A 20,340-nucleotide genomic window follows, 5' to 3' on the forward strand; every position below is an offset into this window, starting at 1 on the left:
TCCTTATCCAAAAGAAAATGCGCCCTTCAAGAAATCACCTGCACCTTTCAACAGCGAATCTGCGGTTTCTTTTGTTTTTTCTATTCCTTTATGTATCACCTGATTTGCTTGATCAATGGTGTCATTGACTGCTTTAACACCTTGACCTGCCAGTTCAAATGCTTTTTTTCCTTTATCGACAACCGCATGAATTGGGTCTTTTAATTTCACTGCGACCTGTTCTGCAAAACCAGAAGTAAGCTTGGCGACTTTTTCACCAATAAAGCCACCTACTGCTGATCCTATCGCACCGCCAACGACTGTTCCAATCGGTCCTGCAAAACTTCCAAGAGCGCCGCCCACAACGGCACCTGCAACAGATCCGCCTGCAATAAAGACCGTATTATTCACTGCATTTCCAACAGCCTTTGCATTTTCACGCTTGAGAACTTCTGGCTGATCCCCAAATTCCGCATAGTTCTCCGCAATTTTCAGACCGCAGCCAACCGTTTCTGTTGCACCCGTGACGACCGTTGCAATGATGGCATTTCCTTTCGCAAACCTTGCACCATTTTTCAGAACAGACTTGATGCCAGCTGTGTCCTTCCAATTGATACTTCCTTTTGTGAAATCACGTACACTGTTCGTGAACGCAACTGTATCGCTAGGATAAAATTTCGTAAATTTCTTATGGACAAGGTCAGCCATCGACCAATTGGATCGTTTTAATAATTCTTTTTTACTCAGCCAAATCCTTGCCAACCGGTCAAATCTCGTTCCTTCTACCCGTCCGGTCACATCAAGAAGGAGCTTTGAATGCTGCGCAGCATAGCGGCCATTTTCTTTAATAAAGGTCGTCATGCCAAGTCCATAGTATTTTGCCTGCATCATCACAATACCAGCTAGGCTCGTGAGTGTACCATATTGATCATACAGACTGTACATTTTCCTTAAAATATCATCAGCTTCGACCATTTTATCCGTTGCATGACGAATGGCAATGTCGTCACTGCTCAATTTGCTCATTAAGGCTTGTCCAGAACCCCATGCATCTCCTACTCCAGAAAAACAGCTTCGATAACGGGGATCACAGCCTAGGATGAGGCCATCCAGTTCACTATGTAAATCGTGGTGCTTTGTTTCGATGGCCGAAAGCTCTCCTACAAAATCATTCGCCAGCCCTGTCAGCTGATCTGGATCTACTACAATGTCACGCGCCATCACATCATCTCCCTTCTCGGTTTCTTTCTCTCCGTTCTTCTCGCCTTTTTCGCTCAAGCTCTTCCATTCTGGCGATTTCAGCTTTACGTTCCTCGATTTTGACAGCAGCATCCCGCAGTTCCTGACTTGTTTCAAGCAAGTCCTTTTCAAATTGATCATAGCGTGCCACTGTTTCCTCAAAGCTTTGATCAAATTTATCTCTTGCTTCCCCTTGCCAGCCTGATCCAACTGCCTTCAGCCGATTCTCAAGCAGCTGCTTCGACTGCCGAATGCCATCAGCAGCTTCCTGGAACTTTTGAGCGAGTGCAAGTGTTTGACTAGAATCCAACTTTCGCACCCCTTTCTCCCAAATTAACGTACAAATGGATGATTTTATATGTCCTCATTATAAATAAAAAGACACCCAAAAAAATCACCCTAAAGAACCATTCAGCACATCGCAAAATAAAAGTAGGTCTTTTTCCTCTCTAATTGTCAGAGAAAGCCTTTCTTGTTATGAAGCGCATTCAAGACATGATAAAATGAACATATTCTACAAAAGGAGTGACGTATTGATGAAAGAGGAAATGATCCAGCGATTCACAAGTTATGTAAAAGTGGATACACAGTCTGATGCAGACATAGAGAGCTGCCCATCCACTGAAGGACAGCTGAACTTAGCAAGGCAGCTAGTTGAAGAGATGAAATCCATCGGCATTCAAGAAGTGACAATGGATGAAAACGGTTATGTCATGGGCACGATCCCATCTAACACAGACAAAGAAGTGCCAACCATTGGCTTCCTAGCTCATATCGACACAGCCACTGACTTCACTGGCAAGAACGTGAAACCGCAGATTCATGAGAACTATCAAGGCGGGGACATCACGTTAAACGAAGATCTACATATCGTATTATCTCCAGCACAGTTTCCAAATTTACAAAAATACCAAGGACATACGCTCATCACGACTGATGGCACGACCCTGCTTGGTGCAGATAACAAAGCAGGTATCGCAGAAATTATGACCGCCATGCATTACCTGATTGAGCATCCAGAAATCAAGCATGGAAAAATTCGTGTCGCCTTCACACCAGATGAAGAGATCGGCAGAGGACCTCACAAATTCGATGTTGATGCCTTTGGCGCTTCTTATGCTTATACGATTGACGGCGGCCCGCTAGGAGAGCTTCAATATGAAAGCTTCAACGCCGCAGGTGCAAAAGTATCAATTAAAGGAAACAACGTCCATCCAGGGACAGCAAAAGACAAAATGGTCAGTGCTGCAAAGATCGGCATGCTCTTTCACAACAAACTTCCTTCAGATGAATCTCCAGAATACACAGAAGGATACGAAGGCTTTTTCCACCTCACGAGGTTTGTAGGAGAAGTAGAAGAAGCAGAGCTGCAATATATTATTCGTGATTTTGATAAAGAGAAATTCAACAAGCGCAAAGCACTGTTTGAAAAAATCGCACACGACTTAAAAGCGGTCTACGGCGAAAACAGCATCACCCTTAGCATTCAGGATCAATATTACAATATGAGAGAAAAAATTGAGCCAGTCAAACATATCGTAGACATCGCTCATGAAGCCATGGAAAACCGCTCAGTGACACCTGTCATTGAACCAATCCGCGGCGGTACAGATGGCTCACAGCTTTCATATAAAGGACTTCCAACGCCAAACATCTTTACTGGCGGGGAAAACTTCCACGGTAAATATGAATTCATCTCTGTAGAGAACATGCTGAAAGCGTCAGAAGTGATCGTGGAAATTGCACGTTTATTTGAAGAAAAAGCATAAACATGTTTACAACCGTTCCTGTTCGGGAACGGTTTTTTAATAAAAGTTTACAATTTTCTGAAACTTTTATGACACTTAATCGTACTAATAGAGACAACCCCAGAAAAATTCTTCTTGACGAGTGCAATAACTGGAAATATAATAGTTAAAAACAACCAGTATTTTAGACCTAAAAAAGCAGCAAGAATAAACCTTTAGAACTAAACGCTATTTGCTAACTATTTTCAGTTATAAACATCACTCACCCTGTCTACACTTAAAGAATAGGATGAATTGGAGGAATGTCATATGATGATTTTATTGATTATCGCTTCACTTTGCTGCTACTTACTATTCTCTTTCAAAAAAGATAACCGCACCCAAAAACGAAAAAGCGCAGAGCTTTCGGAGTTTGAAATCTTTCGTATGCGCCGCCACTACAACGGCAAACGCCGTCACCCACTAAACGATGCACCCAAACAAGTATAAATGTAAAAAGAAGAGCCTCATCACCAGGGGCTCTTTTTATGTATAAAAAAACGACCAAATTCATGGCCGTTTCTCTTGTTTATTTATACACCTTCGCAGGTACTTGAATCATAGGAATTCCTACATAGTACGGTGAAATTTCATATGGCTGGAAGACAACAGCGATTCCCTTTTTCGTGAAGTAGTACTGCGTGTCGTAGCCGATTTGAATATCGCTTTTTTTCAGATTCGCATAGAATTTACTTTTATGCTTCTTTGTGTAGTTATAGATATAATCTCTTACTTTTGTACGCTTTTTCTTTGTTTTTACCACATCTGTAAAGTACAGTTGCTTTGTTTTTTTCTTTGTTAACACATAGTTCATGCTCGTAACCATCGTATCCCCGTGCATACTACCGTCATTCATGTAATCATAGTTTAGGATACTTAGTTTCTTCCCATTGTTAAATTTCGTTTTAAACGATCTCTCGTATGTGATCTTCCCAATGCCTTCTTTTTTCGCTTCGTCCTTTAAGAACAAGTACGTAGAATAAGAGAATGCAATATCATCTTTTAAATCACGATTGATGGTTTTCATATGCGCTTTACTAAGGTTTTTCACCTGTGCATATTTAAACGTTTTTTTCTTTTTATAATAGTGTGTACTTACTTTTGCTTTTTTCACTTGTTTGGCATCCGCAGATCCAACTGGCGCAAACAACGAAACAATCAGCGAAAAAATGAGCAGGCTGATCGTTAGGCCTTTTTTCATTGTCATAGTAAAAACCCCCATTTTTGTCTATTACCAATTGAGTATACCATGACAAAAGAACCAAAAGAAGTGTTTTCTTCCATATTATTCTTTATTTTTCATGTGAGGTTTGTTTACCGTTTTCATAAGTTCCTGTATGCTTAAGATAGAATGTTAGATGAAGTGTGGTGTTTATCATAGAAGAGAATATTTTTAGTCATATCCGGACAACATTTCATAGTTTGTCCCCTACCCAGAAAAAGATTGCCAATTACATTTTACAAAACCCTCAGAAAGTTGTGCTTCATTCGATTAGTGCACTCGCTGCTGAATGCAACACAAGTGAAACGACGATCTTTCGTTTTCTGCGAAAAATCGGCTATGAGTCCTATCAAGTGTTTCGTGTCCATGTCGCGCAGGATATTGCGACCAATACACCTCAATCCATATACGGTGAGATCGAAGCATCTGATAGTGTCGCAGATATTAAACATAAGGTCATAGAGTTAACAACCAACTCTATTCAGGATATGAAACATATTTTAGAAGACCAAGCTGTGACACAATTTATTGAGCAAATGAAACAGGCACATAAAACCGTCTTCTTTGGAGCAGGTGCCTCCAGTTTTATTGCCGGAGATGCCTATCATAAGTTTCTCCAGCTTGGCTTTGAAGTGAGTCTATGCAGTGATCCTCATATGATGAATATGATTGCAACACATGCAACGGAACATGATTTTATCGTCGCGATCTCACATTCAGGAGAAAGTAGAGAAATCCTTGATGCCGTGCAATTTGCAAAGGAAAAAGGTGCAACGGTCGCCTCGATTACGAGCTATCCGAAATCAGAGCTCGCCAAGAAATCCGACTTTCATCTGCTCAGTTCATCGAGAGAAACAACCTATCGTTCTGACTCAATGATTTCTCGTATTAATCAGCTTGTGATTATTGATGTTTTGTACGTCACAGCTGTTTTAGAATTAGGATCAAATGCAATCGACAACGTCAAACGTTCTCGATTAGCTGTAGCTAAAAATAAAACATAATCGACCATAGACCGGAGCTGTTTCCGGTCTTTTTTTTGTGACTTTTCTCATATTTTCCGTTGACACATTCCTATTTCGTCATGTACATTAAATGAACAATAGTTTATTTCCTACTATTAATTTAAATCGATAGTATATATACTAACAAAAAGAAAAGAAAGCGCTTTTTGTAAGGGGTTTCTAAATAGGAGGCGGACAAAATGGCAAAGCAAATTGGATTCATTGGATTAGGCATTATGGGGAAACCTATGGCACTCAATCTATTAAAAGCCGGTCATACTGTGACTGTTTTCGATATTCATACAGCAGCTGTTCTAGCATTAAAAGAATTGGGCGCAAATGCCGCTGCATCAGCTGCTGAGGCAGCATCTGAAAGCGATATCATAATCACGATGCTTCCAAAAGGTGAGCATGTAGAAGCAGTTGTAGCAGGTGAACAAGGCATATTGGCTACAGCAAAACCTGGCACGATTATTATAGATATGAGCTCTATTTCACCTGTTACTTCTAGAGCATTAGCGGCACTGGCAAAACAGCATCAAGTCGAATTTATCGATGCTCCTGTCAGTGGCGGAGAGCCAAAGGCGATAGACGGGACACTTGCGATTATGGCGGGCGGAGAAAAAGAGATTTTTGAACAAGTAAAGGATGTCCTCCATGCCATGGGCACAGATGTCGTATTAGTTGGATCAAATGGAAGCGGGACAACCGCTAAGCTTGCGAATCAAATCATCGTCAACTTAAATATCGCTGCCATGTCCGAAGCACTCGTCCTTGCCGCTAAGTCTGGCATTGCGATTGATAAAATGTATGAAGCCATCCGAGGTGGACTGGCAGGAAGTGCTGTACTCGATGCGAAGGTTCCTCTCATTTTAGAACGAAACTTTGAGCCTGGCGGACGTATTGACATCAACTTAAAGGATTTAACCAATGTCATGGAAACTGCCCACGATATCGGCGTTCCTCTCCCGCTTTCTAGTCAACTGCTGGAAATCTTCCACGCCCTCAAAGCGGACGGAAAGTCTGGACTTGATCACGGTGGGATCGTTCAATATTACGAAAAAATGGCTCATGTTGAAGTGAAGAAAGGATGAGGTTCTATGAAACAAAGCATTGAGTTACTAAATGCCATTCCGAAAGCGGATTCAGACCGCATTCAATCAGCATACGAACAAGCACTAAACCATTTCCACCATAAAGTGATTGTATTAGACGATGACCCAACAGGCATTCAAACCGTACACGGCGTCTCTGTTTTCACCGATTGGTCAGAGAAAAGCATTGAAGCTGGTTTTCTTGAAGACAGCCGTATGTTCTTTATCTTAACCAACTCTCGCAGTATGACAGAGAAAGAAACGGCGGTTCTTCATGAAACGATCGCATCAACGATTGTGAAAACGGCTGAACGGCTTGATCAAGATTTCATCATTGTCAGCCGGGGGGACTCCACCCTGCGTGGACACTTCCCGCTAGAGACTGACATTCTCAGAACGACCATTGAACAGCAAAGCTCCCGCCAATTTGACGGCGAAATCCTTCTTCCCTTTTTTAAAGAAGGCGGCCGCTTTACGATTGGCAATATTCACTACGTACAGGAAGGTCACGAATTAATTCCTGCTGGTGACACAGAATTTGCATTAGATCGTACATTCGGATTTCAATCTTCTCACCTCGGAGAATGGATCGAAGAGAAATCAAATGGATCGTTCACTAAGGAAAACACTACTTATATTTCTTTAGAAGATATCCGGGCTTTACGTATTGAACAAATCAAGGATCAGCTGATGATCGTGAAGGATTTTCAAAAAGTGGTTGTAAATGCAGTAGACTATGACGATGTCAAAGTCTTTGTCATTGCCCTCATAGATGCCATCAAAGCAGGTCAGCACTTTCTATTTAGAAGTGCGGCAGCTCTCACAAAAGTGCTTGGCGGTGTTGAGGATCAAGCACTATTAACTAGACAAGACTTAATACAGGAAGAAAGCACGCACGGTGGCCTCATCATGGTCGGTTCCCATGTCAAAAAAACAACCGAACAATTGCGAGCGCTGCAGCAAAATAAAGACATCGCATTTATTGAATTTGATACACACCTCGTGTTAGAACCTGAAGCATTTCAAGAGGAAATTGACCGCGTGATTCAACAAACTGAACGGCTTTTAACAACCGGGCAATCGGTTGCTGTTTATACAAGGAGAGAACGGCTTGATCTTGGGGACGATCGTCAAGAGGAAGAATTGAAACTGTCTGTTCAGATTAGTGATGCTGTGACAAGCATTGTTCAGCGCCTCTCCATTCGCCCTAAGTACCTCATTGCCAAAGGTGGAATCACCTCTAGCGATATTGGAACAAGAGGACTCAGCGTCAAACGTGCGACCGTCGCAGGTCAAATCAGACCAGGTATTCCCGTTTGGCAAACAGGAGAAGAAAGCAAATTCCCATTTATGTCTTATGTGATTTTCCCGGGAAATGTTGGCTCAAAGGATACGTTAAAAGAAGCAGTAGACATACTTGAAGGATAAAGCAGAGGGAGCGTTCACGCTCCCTTATGCAGCACAAAGGAGGAAAGATCATGTCGTTAGTTTTTATCGGACTTGGCGTTTTGTTATTACTTTTACTCATGGTTGTCTTTAAGTTAAACGCTTTCATTTCGTTGATTATTGTCTCTTTAATCGTTGCCGTTTTAGAAGGCATGTCACCACTTGAAGCGATTGCTTCAGTCGAAAAAGGGCTTGGAAGTACACTCGGCCATCTGGCGTTGGTTCTTGGCTTTGGAGCGATGCTTGGTAAATTGATGGCTGATTCTGGCGGTGCTCAGCGTATTGCCATGACACTCATCGACCGCTTTGGTATCGGGAAAATCCAATGGGCGACGATGCTGACTGGATTTGTTATCGGAATTGCTCTATTTTATGAAACCGGATTCATTATTCTTATTCCATTAGTCTTTACCATTGCTCAAGCCGCAAGACTTCCTGTGTTGTATGTGGGAATGCCGCTCGTCGCTGCACTCATTACAACACATGGCTTCCTCCCTCCTCACCCAGGGCCGACAGCCATTGCCAATGTATTTCAAGCCAACATGGGACAAACCTTATTGGTTGGAATTATTTTAGCCATTCCTGCTGTTTTAGTAGGCGGACTTTTGTTTACGAAACTATTTAAGAAAGATCAACTGCATGCACACATTCCAAAGGACTTGTTTAATCCAAAGGAATTTACAGAAGAGGAAATGCCAAGCTTCGGCATTAGTATTTTCACCGCTATTTTACCTGTATTGCTCATGACATTCAGAGCATGTTTAGAAATTTTCTTCCCGTCCTCCCCGCTGCTACCGGCGGCTGAGTTTTTAGGTGAGCCGGCGATTGCCCTATTAATCTCTGTGCTGCTTGCCATCTACACATTTGGTCTTGGCAGAGGAAAGAGCATGCAGGACGTCATGAAATCGATTACGGATTCAATTGGCTCCATTGCGATGATTCTATTGATCATTGCAGGCGGCGGCGCCTTTAAACAGGTGCTCATTGACAGCGGCGTTGATCAATACATTGCAGGGATTATGCAAGGAAGCACACTGTCTCCTCTGCTCCTCACTTGGCTGATTGCAGCTGTCCTTCGTGTCTCTTTAGGGTCAGCGACTGTCGCGGGTCTCACAGCAGCTGGCATTTCTGCACCGCTGATTGGCTTGACGGGAGTCAGCCCAGAATTAATGGTAATTGCAACAGGCGCCGGCAGTATAACATTCTCTCATGTGAATGATGCAGGTTTCTGGATTTACAAAGAATACTTTAATTTGTCGATGGCTCAAACTTTTAAAACTTGGACATTAATGGTGACTGTTCTATCACTTGTTGGATTAGCCGGTGTTCTCGTCGCTGATTTGTTTATGTAGGAAAATAAATAGGAAAAACCATTGACTTTTTCTCGAAAAGATTGAATAATTGTGTTTATTAAGAAAATTGAATCAAAGGTAACCTTATTAAGAGTGGTGGAGGGACTGGCCCTGTGAAACCCGGCAACCGCTGTTCCTTGGAACAGAATGGTGCTAATTCCTTAAGCAAGCTAATGCTTGTTTGAAGATAAGGCAGAGATCTCACAGTATATGATGCTCTTCCTTATCCAAGGAAGAGCTTTTTTATTTGATTTATAACCTGAAGAAAGAAGGGATTCAGCATGACACAAGTACAAACCATTGGTAAGAAAACAACAAAGCCGCCATTTCGCGCAGATCAAGTAGGGAGTTTACTTCGTTCTGAACGCATCAAAGAAGCCCGCAAGCAAAAAGCAGACGGTATACTGACAGCAGAACAGCTCAGACAAATTGAAAATGAAGAAATCACTCGTATTGTAGAGAAGCAAAAAGAAATTGGATTAGAGGTTGTCACAGATGGAGAATTCAGACGTGCATGGTGGCATTTTGACTTTCTAGAAGGGCTTGATGGGGTCGAAGGATTTGAAGCAGACCAAGGCATTCAATTCCACAATACGACAACAAAAGCCAGAGGCATCAAAGTAACAGGTAAGATTGATTTTACTGATCATCCAATGCTGGAGGATTATCGCTTCCTTCACAGCATCGCGGGTGATCATACGGCTAAAATGACGATTCCAAGTCCGAATATGCTCTTTTTCCGTGGAAAGCTTGAAGAAGGTGTGTACGACAGTTTAGATGATTTTCACCATGACGTGGCACAAGCTTATAAAAAAGCCATTCGTGCTTTTTATGATGCAGGCTGCCGTTACTTACAGCTAGATGATACAGCTTGGGCTGTGTTCTTTTCTGAAAAAGGACATGAACAAATCAAAGCTTTTGGCCGCGAGGAAGATGAACTGCGTGAATCGTTTGCGAAAACAATCAATGAAGCGGTTGCCGATCGACCAGATGATTTAGTGATCACCATGCACATTTGCCGTGGTAACTTTAAATCAACATGGGCAGCCGAAGGTGGTTACGAGGCAGCGGCAGAAACGATTTTTGCGGGTCTCGATTTGGATGGTCTCTTCTTAGAATTCGACGATGACCGTTCTGGCGGATTTGAACCCCTGCGTTATGTGAAAAATCCAAACCTTCAAATCGTACTAGGTCTTGTCACTTCAAAGTATGGGGAACTTGAACCCGTTGATCAGATCAAAAGAAGAATCGAGGAAGCGGCTCAATATGTGGACATCAACCAAATCTGTTTGAGCCCACAATGCGGATTCGCCTCAACAGAGGAAGGCAATTTGTTAACAGAAGAACAGCAATGGGAAAAGTTGCGTCATGTGATTGAGATTGCAGATCAAGTGTGGAAATAGGCGGAAATCTGCAGAAAAAGCTTACCTTCATAATAAAGAACCGCTTTTTTGGCGGTTCTTTATTTTTTGTCATCTCTATCAACATTATATTAAGTTTAATCGTCATACTTCTATAGTAGAGTTAAGAAGATAATGAATATAAGTTATCTTCTTAAAAACCATCTTTTATACTCATAAGTTGTCTTACAACAAGTTGTGTAGATTGATATGCATCTAAGTCATCTTTCTTGCCAGTATATCCCCTACTGAAATTCCCTTGAAATCGTTTGGTAAATTATTTATCATTGATTTTAATTTTTCTTCTACCTTTTTTCGTTCATTTTCATCCAAAAGATCAATATTAACGAGTTCTCTCCATTCGTCTTTTTGAATCAATCGATTCCTTAATTCTATTAAAATTAGATCTAGCCAAGCTGGCTGACCGAAGGTAAAGTTTAATGCAATGGTTTCTTCAGAAGAACTAGTTGAATGCCAACAACCTCTTGGAAGAAATAAAAATGATCCCGTATCCAAAATCAATTCCCTTCCATTAGATAAATTTTCATCAGGAAAATCACCATTCCAATACGACTTTAATGGATCTGGCAAATGAGGAGCCTCAATTAATTCATAATGTTGAAGTGGATTCACTGTATTAAAATTTTCAGCCAACTTCCATTTCTTTTTCCCTTTAAGTTGAAAAATGAAATTGCAATACGCATCAAAATGTGCTGAAAATCCAGCTGATTCTTTAGCAGCGTACAATACTGCTTTTGCCATTGTTCCCTCAGGCAAGCCTAAAAGATTATCCTATACCATTTAGAATTCAATTTAGTGGATATACAGCTCTCTAAAACCATAAACGCCTTCCTAGATTAAAATAACCGATGATTCTAGCCATCTTTTGTATTTTCTCCAATTTCTTTTTTACAAACTATCAATCTATTTGCAACATCAATCTACTCATCACTATTACTTTATAAACATAAAATTTGTCAAAAAATCATTGTTTAAATATTGAAAAAAATATAAATGACATGCTATTATCACTTTTGTTAGGATATAAAATAGGAATTTAATACATATACAGGAGGAATGTTACATCAAAAAAATAAAACTCCATGTCTTGTTGAGATTCGTAATGTAGTTGTTGCTGGAGGACATTAATAACTAGTTTTTCATCCCCCAACACTTTATGAAAGGAGTGTATAATCTTTGCTGACTCATGACGAATGTTATTTATATAATGATTTTGTCAAAGAAAATCAACTATACATATATCCTTTGAAGATAATAAAATCTTAAATCATACCCTGACACAAACGAGCCAAAGCTATAATCTTGGTACCTTGTTATAGAAAAAAAGAATGGAGGAATCACAATGGAAAATAATACAATTTTCGTGAAAAATACTGATAATGAACAAGAAAGTACTTAAAAGGTATCATTATCGAACCGGGCATGTCCCTAAATCAAGTCGCAACTGATTTTTATGAACGAATTGACGGACAAAGAGAGTTTATTTTTTATTTCAATAGTAACGGAATTTGCTGAAGAATATGATACAGATGTTCAAACTTGTATCAAAGACCTCCAAGCATTGAGTAAACAATTAATTGAAAAGGAAGTTGTATATGTAAAATGAATAAACTGAATGATGATATTCTAGAAAACATCTATAAAAACATTTCAACTAAGAGAAGCAAAACAATCGTTAATTACATTGCAATGCTAATGGCACTAGCAAGAGATCATGAACTAAACGAGGATGATTTAATTAATTGGATTCACAGTAAATTAAGTGCAATAGGATATTTTCAAGAAAAAAACCGTTTATTTACTCAAAACAAATTAGATGAATTTGTCGTAGAGTTTATTGAAGGAAGAGCACTATTATATGATGATATCAACATAACTGAAACAAAACAAAACGAATATGTCATCAGTAGCAAATTGTGGTACAAAAAGAATCCACCTGAAAGTTTTTTTTATTTTGGTATTGACCCTGAAGATTTTTCGAACTACGCACAAAAACTTGCTCAAATAAACGCCGAAAAACTAGGTATCTCAATCAATTTTTCTAAGGATCAAGCGAATGACAACGAAATAGCTCATATCCAGCTTTCAAAAAAATGGTCTCTTTCAGAAGAATTGACAGTAACTCAGCCAAGTTCAAAAGACTTTTCTTGGTTAACATGTTTTTTCAATGAACATTGGGGTGGAACGACTATGGTGTCTAAAGGGACAACTTATAATGTTTTAAATGAAAACATTATGTTGGCTAAACGTGGAGATACTATAGTAGGAATATTAGTTTACAAAATATTCAAAGAAGAGGCGGAAATCCTGACTTTAGAGGCTCTAGAAAAGTACCATGGGGTTGGCAGTAAATTGCTTTTTGAGTTAGAACAACATCTAAAAACACAAAATATACAATCTATTAATTTAATCACTAGTAATGATAACTTAAATGCCATTAGGTTTTATCAAAGAAAGGGATATTCTTTCAAAAACATCTATATCGGTGCAATTGATAAAGCAAGAATGCTTAAGCCGACAATTCCCTCTATAGGAAATTACGGAATAAATGTCAAAGATGAATTAGAATTTGAAAAAAGGTTGATACGATGACTATAAAAAGCAGATTGATTGTTATTGCGATTTCACTTTTAACTTAAACCAAGACGAAGCTCTCACGATTAATACATTACACGTTCCAATACTAAAAGAAAACATAGATGTTTTAATGCCTTTACAAGAGGATAACTTATTATATATCACTATTAATAATAGCATTGAATACCTTGTTGATTCACGCGATGATTATGAATGGTTTACTTTTTTAAGTAAAATCAATGGTATCAAATCCATAAAAGATATTTTATCTCAAAATAATCAAGACTTTAGAGATATAAAAGAAAGACTTGAAGAATCAGTATTACTTAATATTATCGAATTAAAACCACTTTTTGAAGATCAAAGCTCTTCTCCAAAAGCATAAATAAATATATTCGAAAGATCATATGATTTATTTGAACCACACAAAAATTTAAAGTGTGGTTTATTTTTTGTACAATTTTGTCTTTTTCATAAAACAAAAAGCATTATCATTCCAAAGTGACACCTAAAGAATGATAATGCCTCGATTCAAATTGTTTTCATCGTTTTATGAAACCGTGTGTTCTCAAAGAAACCAAACAATATTTTCTCTATTTATGCGTCTAAATGCTTTCCATTTGTCGCGATCACTTGTTTATACCAATCAAAGCTTTTCTTTTTCTTTCTATCTAATGTACCGTTGCCTTCATTGTCACGGTCGACATAAATGAAGCCGTAGCGTTTTTTCATTTCAGCTGTTGATGCACTGACAAGATCAATTGGGCCCCAGCTTGTATAGCCGATCAGATCAACACCGTCTGCGATCGCTTCTCTTGCCTCAAGCAAATGACTTCTGAGGTAATCAATTCGGTAATCGTCTTGAATGGAGCCGTCTTCTTCTACTTGATCCACAGCACCCAATCCATTTTCTACGATAAACAATGGTTTTTGGTAGCGGTCATATAGTTGGTTTAGTGTTGTACGAAGTCCTTTTGGATCAATTTGCCAGCCCCAATCACTTGCTTCTAGATAAGGGTTTTTCACGCCTTCAAATAGGTTACCACCAGTCACTTGTCCAAGAATCTCTGGATCTGTACTTGTCACAAAACTCATATAATAGCTGAAGCCGATATAGTCGACTGTATGGTTTCTTAGAATGTCTTCGTCACCGTCTTGGAATTCAATGTTGATGTTATTTTCCAGGAAATAACGTTTCATGTATCCAGGGTAATAGCCTCTTGCCTGTACATCTGAGAAGAACAATGTTTTACGATCTTGATCAATCGCAGCAAACATATCTTCAGGTCTTGAGCTGTACGGATATGTGGTCATCGCTGCAATCATACAACCGATTTTCGCATCTGGAATGATTTCGTGTCCTGCTTTAACAGCTAGAGCACTTGCAACAAATTGGTGATGCGCTGCTTGATATTGAATGCTCTTCTCGTCTTCGCCTTCTTCAAATACAAGGCCGCCCCCTGTGAATGGAGCATGTAAGACGACGTTAATTTCATTGAAGGTCATCCAATATTTCACTTTATCTTTAAAGCGAGTGAACAATGTTTTAGCGTATGTTTCATAAAGACCCACAAGCTTACGGTTTCTCCATCCGCCGTAGTTTTTCACAAGTGCAAGTGGCATTTCATAGTGAGAGATCGTGACAACTGGCTCAATTCCATGCTTATGCAGTTCATCAAATACTTTTTCATAGAAAGCGAGGCCCGCTTCATTCGGTTCCGCATCGTCGCCATTTGGGAAAATACGTGGCCAAGAAATGGATAGTCTGAAGCACTTGAATCCCATTTCTGCAAACAGGGCAATATCTTCTTTGTAGCGATGATAGAAGTCGATCGCATCATGATATAAGTTAAGGTCTTTCATTGATTCATCGAATGGGTGCATAATACCGTGTGGTGATACATCCGCTGTTGATAAGCCTTTTCCATCTTTGTTATAAGCACCTTCAATTTGGTTGGCGGCTACTGCGCCGCCCCATAAGAAACCTTTAGGAAATGTTTTTTCTAAATTGGTCATGTTGAATGCCCTCCTCATTTTCTTCTACACTGACTGTAAGCAATGTCTCTTTTACTGTAATCGCCCCATCTGTTTTCGCATTAACTTGTGCATAATCATTTGTGTTGGTGACGATAATTGGCGTTGTTACATCATAGCCTTCTTGCTGAATGCCCTCGATATCAAATTCAACGAGCACATCTCCTGCTTGAACAAGATCACCTGACTGCACATGACTTATGAAATGTTTACCGCCAAGTTTTACTGTATCAATCCCCACATGGATGAGAAGTTCTGTGCCTTGATCACTCTTTAAACCAATGGCATGTTTCGTTTGGAAAATGGTTTCAACCTTGCCGTTGAACGGTGCTACTACACGTCCAACTGTTGGGACAATGGCTGTTCCTTTACCCATGATTTCATTAGAGAATGTTGCATCATTTACTTGATTGAGCGGCTTTAGTTGACCTTCAAGCGGGCTTTGTACCACTTCATTTTGAAGCGCTACTGTGTCTTTCTTTTCTTCTGGTTTGTCTGCTTTTGTATCATCTTTCACTGGTACATCTTTGAACCCTAGAACAAGTGTCATGATGGTTGCTACAACAAAGCCGATCACTAATCCAATGATGGAGTAAACAAATGTCGGTCCAATGAACGTTGGGAGACCTGGAAGACCTGCTGATCCTGATATCACATATGACTTTACTTTGAAGATAGACATGAACACGCCGCCTGCTGCTGCACCAATGAGGGCTGCAAGGAACGGTTTTTTCAATCGCATGTTCACACCATACATAGCAGGTTCAGTAATACCCATTAACGCAGTGATACTTGTAGACATCGCCAATGATTTGAATGTTTTGTTTTTTGATCTTAAGAAGACACCGAATGCTGCGCCTGCTTGTGCCATATTCGCTACAAACATCATTGGAAGAATGAAGTCAAAACCGTTTAATGTAATGTTGTTGATCATGATTGGAAGTAGTGCATAGTGCATGCCCGTAATGATCAATGGTGACATAAAGCCACCGATTAAGAGTCCGGCCAAAATACCTGCATGTTTGAACAATAAATCAATTCCACCTGAAAGGCCATTTCCGATAATACCACCAAGCGGTCCAACCGCGATGAGCATAACTGGTACCACGACAAGAAGTGTAACTGTTGGAACAAGAATGATTTTTAGTGATTTCGGACTATATTTTTCCGCGAATCTTTCAACATATGAGCCGAGCCAGATAGTGAGTAGAATTGGAATCACCGATGAAGAGTACACAACGGCAACCACTGGTAGCCCTAGAAATTCTGTATTTCCTGCGCCTAGTAAAGCCGTTAACTGCGGGTGCAGTGCGGCTGCTGCAATGGCAGCGGCGATATATTGATTTGTGCCAATTTTTTTGGCTACGCTTACAGCAAGCAGAATCGGTAAGAAGTAAAAGGCTCCGTCTCCGATAGCTGTTAAAATCGCATATGTGCTGCTTTTATCTGAGATCCATTGGAACGTCAGCATTAATGCCAAGATCCCTTTGATCATACCAGCTCCAGCGATGGCTGGAAGAATCGGTGTGAAGACACCAGAGATAAAATCGAAAAGTTTAGAAATCACATTTTGTTTTGAAGCTTCTTCTGAACCGCCTGATTTCACATCGGCTGATAACCCAGAATCAGCAATCATTGCTTGATAGACGTTTGATACGTCGTTGCCAATAATGACATGGTATTGACCGCCGCTTTGATTCACGCCCATGACGCCGTCTGTTGATTGCAGCTTCTCTTTATCCGCTTTGCTTTCATCGTATAGGTTGAAGCGGAGCCTTGTCATACAATGCGTGGCTTGCTTTACATTCTTTTCACCGCCGACAAGCTCTAGAACTTCTTTTGCTGTTTGTTTGTGGTTCATTGTGTAACCCTCCAATCGTTGATTTCATCTTGATATAGAAAAAACCTAAACATCCATTAATGCCCGAAAAATAGCGATTCAGACATTAATCGATATTTAGGTTTTGCCTGCTTAACCAGTAACAATCCTTCATAGCGATTGATCGTTATTCAATTTTATAAGCCTTTAGATACAAAAAAACCTAAATCACGCCTTATCAAAGATAGGGACAATGATTTAGGTTTTGCCTGCTTGACCAGTAACAATCCTAAAAGATTGTGGGTTATTGAGTTTATAGTTATAAATTAGCATGTTAATTTTGATATGTCAACGCTTTCTTTTTGATTTATTTTCTTTTTATGACTCGATCGATGTGCAAAGTTAAGTATAACATCTCATCTTCTATGAGACTTCGGTTGTATTCTTTTTGAACATAGTCATTAATTTTCTCCGCACATTGAAAAGCGGCTGTATTTTTTTCCTTTACCACTTCATACAGAAACTCATTTTGATTTTCCATTTGTGTTTCGTTAAACAGACGCTGTCCAAAAAACTTCAAATGCGTGACAAAACGGAAATAATTTAATGATTCTTCGTCCAAATCAATTTGGAAATGATACTTTACGATGTTCAAAATATCTTGAATCAGTTTTGTAATTTGAATGACATTCGGCATTTCCTCATTCAGTTCTGCATTGACAATATGCATCGCAATAAAGCCTGCTTCATCCTCGGGAAGATGGATGTTGAGCTTGTCCTGTATGATCCGAATCGCTTCTACACCACACATGAATTCCTCTTTGTACAGCCGTTTGATTTCCCAAAGCAAGGCATTTTTAATGTCCATTCCTTTTTGATGACGTTCAATAGCAAAGGTAATATGATCCGTTAACGTGACATAGATACTATCATTTAAATTTTTGTTAAGGGTCGTTCTCGCGTGATCGATAATTGCCTCACACACTTGCATATACTCGATCGGAATATCATAAAGCAGGGTTTTGAATTTTTCTGATATATCTTTATTTTGAATGGAAAATACTTTTTCGATACGTTCTTCGTCAATCGGGTCTCCGCTTTTCTTTTGAAACGCAATCCCTCTGCCCATAATGACCAGCTCATGCTGCTCGTCATCATACGCACTGACCACATTATTGTTGATTACTTTCGAAATGATCAATTGATCCCCCCCAGTACATTCCGCTTTTTCGAGCATTTCATTGTTGATTGATATGTCATGTTATTATTATTTTCAAAAAAGAGGACTTTAAGATGATTTTACATTTTTTTTTGATACGGTCAACTAGAAAGAATGACATATTACCTCTCAGAAATGACGATTTAGGGGCAAAAAGGCTAAAAATAGACAAAAAACACTCTTCAAAAAGAGTGTTTTTTACAAAATTAGGAGCAATCCCAGTTATAGACGACATTTTCGAAATGTTTTCGTTTGAGGTCTTCTGGTTTGATAAAAAAGTTGGCAATGCCGCAATCTCCCCACAACATGTCCACTTCATCATCTGAGTCAATTTGCAATAATAGCACAGTATGTTCTTGGTCTACATAGGTACGCGGGTCTTCTTGTGTAAAACCTGGGTATCCGCCAACTTTATGGCCAAAACCACTTGCTGTCTCATAAAATTCATCTAGCAATTGATCTGCTTCATCACCATCAATACCAACAGCATCTTCGAATAGATCCCAGCTTTGCTTTCCTGTGACTTTTTCAAAGCGGAAATCTCCTACACTGATCGTTTCGCTTGATAATTCACCTGTAATCGCACCTTCCTTCGTAACTGGAAAATAAAAATCGTCAGGAATTTTCACGAATGAAAAATCAGTCAATAAGTCTTCTTCAGCTAAGAAAGGTTCCTCAATAAATTTGATCCGAAAATCTTTTTGCTCTGTTTTTTGGTCAATATTCATCCCATAAAGATCATCATGTACAGAAATAAACACTTGCAAAAGTCCTGTTTCTGGGTAATCTTTCAGCTTTGGCAGCTGGCCGAAATTGATTTGTGCCAGCAGCTTCATAGGATGGCCTTCTCCATCAATGGGATATTCGTCGTTTTTTGGGAAATAAGGATCACCTGCTATTTTGCTGTCATATGGTCCTGTTTTTCCTTGTTTTATCTGTAATTGAATCAGTGGTTTTTCGGTTTGATCTAACAATGGACGGTAAGGCGCAAGTACTTCTTGCAGCTTTGCTGATTGTGTCAAGATGGTCTTCCTCCTTATGAATAGGTCTAATGATCAATACAGGTCTCTCTTTTTCTATCATACAGAAGTGTAACTTCCCTGTCAGTGAAAAACCCGTCAATATCATGACAAAAAACTCACTTCAACACGTTAAAAAACCTCCGATACGGCTGGAGGTTTTGTGATTCGTTTATTTATTTCACTTGATAATTCACTAAGTCTGTTGCCAATGTTTTCATCGTTTCGTTCGTTTCGTGCAGCCCCTCAATAATTTTTGTGAAAGTGCCAACGAGTTCTGCTTGATGTTCAGAAGAAGCCACGATTTGTGCTATTTCTTCTTCCATTCCTTTGATAGAGCCTTGCACATCTTTTAGCGCTGTTTCAATATCAGTCGTTGCTTGCTTCGCGTGAGTAGACAGCTTTCTCACTTCTGTAGCAACCACCCCAAAGCCTGCTCCTGCTTCACCTACTCTTGCAGCCTCAATGGATGCATTGAGTCCAAGTAAGTTCGTTTGATCAGAGATACCTTTGATGAGATTAGACACTTGATTGATTTTAGAGGAATTTTCGACAGTGGTTTTTGTATTTTGTAGAATTTGTTCACTTGTCGCTTGTAGTTCCTCTGAATGTGCAGCCACTTGCTGTACCATTGCGACTAGTTTTTCGGAAGCTTCGTTGCTTTCCGTCATAATGTGTTCTAATCGTTGTTGATTCGTTTGGTCATATGCTACACAGAAGGCAGCGATCACTTGACCATTGTCATCTTTAATCGGGACGGCGACGATGTCCATAGGAATTCCGTACACCTCTTTAGGAATCTGGATAAACGATGGCTCTCTCCCATTTTTCAACATCGAAAAGTTTTGGAACCCGGGAGCTACAACATCCCCTGCTTTAAACCCTAAGTCAATGTTCCCGTGCTGCTGATAATAAAGAACCTTCTCTTTCCCTAACACAGAAAAGGTTAGCTGCTCTCTCATAGCTAGTCCAACGATTGGTAAAGCGTCTATTATGTTATCAATTCTCTGTGACATTCGCTCACGTTCATCCTCTCTTTTTCTCAGTACACTCTCTTTATCGGTTCTTTATATGATCTATTACAGCCTGCAATGTGTACTAATATCAACCAAATGACCTAAGACATAT

At 39.7% G+C, this 20,340-nt stretch carries 18 protein-coding genes and 1 riboswitch; of the genes, 9 read left to right on the plus strand and 9 right to left on the minus strand.

Translation table 11 applies throughout. The annotated features are described in order from the left end of the window. Window positions 1-3 precede the first annotated feature (3 nt). Together M2369_RS07375 and M2369_RS07380 are read right to left on the minus strand one after the other, a co-directional pair. A complete protein-coding gene (locus M2369_RS07375) occupies window positions 4-1,200 on the minus strand; it encodes a DUF6861 domain-containing protein (RefSeq protein ID WP_017358662.1) in 1,197 nt (398 codons plus the stop codon). 4 nt (window positions 1,201-1,204) lie between these two features. Continuing rightward, window positions 1,205-1,528, minus strand: coding sequence for a WXG100 family type VII secretion target (locus M2369_RS07380; RefSeq protein ID WP_017358661.1), 324 nt, complete (start codon window positions 1,526-1,528; stop codon window positions 1,205-1,207). Window positions 1,529-1,754: 226 nt separating this feature from the next. Here M2369_RS07380 and pepT point away from each other — a divergent pair, with 226 nt between their 5' ends. Together pepT and M2369_RS07390 are read left to right on the plus strand one after the other, a co-directional pair. Next, entirely contained in the window at window positions 1,755-2,987 is a 1,233-nt protein-coding gene (pepT, locus tag M2369_RS07385; RefSeq protein WP_024719540.1) for a peptidase T, read from the plus strand. A gap of 288 nt (window positions 2,988-3,275) precedes the next feature. Continuing rightward, complete coding sequence (locus M2369_RS07390; RefSeq protein WP_008345664.1) at window positions 3,276-3,455, plus strand: hypothetical protein; 180 nt, start codon at window positions 3,276-3,278, stop codon at window positions 3,453-3,455. Between the two features lie 79 nt (window positions 3,456-3,534). Here the strand turns inward: M2369_RS07390 and M2369_RS07395 are convergent, their stop codons facing one another. Next, window positions 3,535-4,212 (minus strand): DUF3298 and DUF4163 domain-containing protein, encoded by a 678-nt coding sequence (locus M2369_RS07395; protein WP_024719231.1) that lies wholly within the window; start codon window positions 4,210-4,212, stop codon window positions 3,535-3,537. Between the two features lie 161 nt (window positions 4,213-4,373). Between M2369_RS07395 and M2369_RS07400 the strand changes: the two genes are divergently transcribed. From M2369_RS07400 to M2369_RS07420, 5 genes are all read left to right on the plus strand, one after another. After that, window positions 4,374-5,231, plus strand: a complete 858-nt coding sequence (locus tag M2369_RS07400; RefSeq protein WP_024719230.1) for a MurR/RpiR family transcriptional regulator — start codon at window positions 4,374-4,376, stop codon at window positions 5,229-5,231. A 200-nt stretch (window positions 5,232-5,431) separates the two neighbouring features. Continuing rightward, a complete protein-coding gene (garR, locus tag M2369_RS07405) occupies window positions 5,432-6,325 on the plus strand; it encodes a 2-hydroxy-3-oxopropionate reductase (protein WP_110487201.1) in 894 nt (297 codons plus the stop codon). Window positions 6,326-6,331: 6 nt separating this feature from the next. Next, window positions 6,332-7,753, plus strand: coding sequence for a four-carbon acid sugar kinase family protein (locus M2369_RS07410; RefSeq protein WP_259253894.1), 1,422 nt, complete (start codon window positions 6,332-6,334; stop codon window positions 7,751-7,753). 50 nt (window positions 7,754-7,803) lie between these two features. Then, window positions 7,804-9,123, plus strand: coding sequence for a gluconate:H+ symporter (locus M2369_RS07415; RefSeq protein WP_008345676.1), 1,320 nt, complete (start codon window positions 7,804-7,806; stop codon window positions 9,121-9,123). Window positions 9,124-9,204: 81 nt separating this feature from the next. Next, window positions 9,205-9,317, plus strand: a riboswitch (SAM riboswitch). A gap of 87 nt (window positions 9,318-9,404) precedes the next feature. Further along, a complete protein-coding gene (locus M2369_RS07420) occupies window positions 9,405-10,526 on the plus strand; it encodes a 5-methyltetrahydropteroyltriglutamate--homocysteine S-methyltransferase (protein ID WP_045033736.1) in 1,122 nt (373 codons plus the stop codon). A 213-nt stretch (window positions 10,527-10,739) separates the two neighbouring features. On the opposite strand, the gene M2369_RS07425 is transcribed toward M2369_RS07420, so the two are convergent. After that, entirely contained in the window at window positions 10,740-11,285 is a 546-nt protein-coding gene (locus M2369_RS07425) for a JmjC domain-containing protein (RefSeq protein ID WP_228003901.1), read from the minus strand. 861 nt (window positions 11,286-12,146) lie between these two features. On the opposite strand from M2369_RS07425, the gene M2369_RS07430 reads away from it, so the two are divergent. Together M2369_RS07430 and M2369_RS07435 are read left to right on the plus strand one after the other, a co-directional pair. Beyond that, window positions 12,147-13,136 carry a GNAT family N-acetyltransferase gene (locus M2369_RS07430; protein ID WP_017358651.1) on the plus strand — a complete coding sequence of 330 codons (990 nt, stop codon included), beginning with the start codon at window positions 12,147-12,149 and terminating at the stop codon, window positions 13,134-13,136. Between the two features lie 115 nt (window positions 13,137-13,251). Next, the gene (locus tag M2369_RS07435) at window positions 13,252-13,506 is read left to right on the plus strand and encodes a hypothetical protein (RefSeq protein WP_041507999.1); all 255 of its coding nucleotides are present in this window, start codon (window positions 13,252-13,254) and stop codon (window positions 13,504-13,506) included. Between the two features lie 212 nt (window positions 13,507-13,718). Here the strand turns inward: M2369_RS07435 and bglH are convergent, their stop codons facing one another. The 5 genes from bglH to M2369_RS07460 all read right to left on the minus strand — a co-directional run bounded on the left by bglH (window position 13,719) and on the right by M2369_RS07460 (window position 20,228). Then, complete coding sequence (bglH, locus tag M2369_RS07440; RefSeq protein ID WP_041508000.1) at window positions 13,719-15,137, minus strand: aryl-phospho-beta-d-glucosidase; 1,419 nt, start codon at window positions 15,135-15,137, stop codon at window positions 13,719-13,721. Then, complete coding sequence (locus tag M2369_RS07445) at window positions 15,109-17,016, minus strand: beta-glucoside-specific PTS transporter subunit IIABC (RefSeq protein WP_041508001.1); 1,908 nt, start codon at window positions 17,014-17,016, stop codon at window positions 15,109-15,111. Before M2369_RS07445 ends, bglH begins: the two co-directional genes overlap by 29 nt. A 325-nt stretch (window positions 17,017-17,341) precedes the next feature. Further along, window positions 17,342-18,175: a BglG family transcription antiterminator LicT gene (gene licT / locus M2369_RS07450; protein ID WP_017368351.1), complete on the minus strand. Its 834-nt coding sequence runs from the start codon at window positions 18,173-18,175 to the stop codon at window positions 17,342-17,344. 224 nt (window positions 18,176-18,399) lie between these two features. Further along, window positions 18,400-19,215, minus strand: coding sequence for a YwqG family protein (locus M2369_RS07455; RefSeq protein WP_259253905.1), 816 nt, complete (start codon window positions 19,213-19,215; stop codon window positions 18,400-18,402). A 173-nt stretch (window positions 19,216-19,388) separates the two neighbouring features. After that, window positions 19,389-20,228, minus strand: coding sequence for a methyl-accepting chemotaxis protein (locus M2369_RS07460; RefSeq protein ID WP_259253907.1), 840 nt, complete (start codon window positions 20,226-20,228; stop codon window positions 19,389-19,391). Window positions 20,229-20,340 lie beyond the last annotated feature (112 nt).

It is taken from the genome of Bacillus sp. JUb11 (genome assembly GCF_024807925.1).
GTDB lineage: Bacteria > Bacillota > Bacilli > Bacillales > Bacillaceae > Bacillus > Bacillus altitudinis.

Coding starts and splice junctions, on each gene's coding strand:
- M2369_RS07415 (WP_008345676.1), top strand. CDS start 7,804: ATGTCGTTAGTTTTTATCGGACTTGGCGTTTTGTTATTACTTTTACTC.
- garR (WP_110487201.1), top strand. CDS start 5,432: ATGGCAAAGCAAATTGGATTCATTGGATTAGGCATTATGGGGAAACCT.
- M2369_RS07460 (WP_259253907.1), bottom strand. CDS start 20,228: ATGTCACAGAGAATTGATAACATAATAGACGCTTTACCAATCGTTGGA.
- bglH (WP_041508000.1), bottom strand. CDS start 15,137: ATGACCAATTTAGAAAAAACATTTCCTAAAGGTTTCTTATGGGGCGGC.
- M2369_RS07445 (WP_041508001.1), bottom strand. CDS start 17,016: ATGAACCACAAACAAACAGCAAAAGAAGTTCTAGAGCTTGTCGGCGGT.
- M2369_RS07395 (WP_024719231.1), bottom strand. CDS start 4,212: ATGACAATGAAAAAAGGCCTAACGATCAGCCTGCTCATTTTTTCGCTG.
- M2369_RS07390 (WP_008345664.1), top strand. CDS start 3,276: ATGATGATTTTATTGATTATCGCTTCACTTTGCTGCTACTTACTATTC.
- M2369_RS07430 (WP_017358651.1), top strand. CDS start 12,147: ATGAATAAACTGAATGATGATATTCTAGAAAACATCTATAAAAACATT.
- M2369_RS07435 (WP_041507999.1), top strand. CDS start 13,252: ATGCCTTTACAAGAGGATAACTTATTATATATCACTATTAATAATAGC.
- pepT (WP_024719540.1), top strand. CDS start 1,755: ATGAAAGAGGAAATGATCCAGCGATTCACAAGTTATGTAAAAGTGGAT.
- M2369_RS07420 (WP_045033736.1), top strand. CDS start 9,405: ATGACACAAGTACAAACCATTGGTAAGAAAACAACAAAGCCGCCATTT.
- M2369_RS07375 (WP_017358662.1), bottom strand. CDS start 1,200: ATGGCGCGTGACATTGTAGTAGATCCAGATCAGCTGACAGGGCTGGCG.
- M2369_RS07425 (WP_228003901.1), bottom strand. CDS start 11,285: ATGGCAAAAGCAGTATTGTACGCTGCTAAAGAATCAGCTGGATTTTCA.
- M2369_RS07410 (WP_259253894.1), top strand. CDS start 6,332: ATGAAACAAAGCATTGAGTTACTAAATGCCATTCCGAAAGCGGATTCA.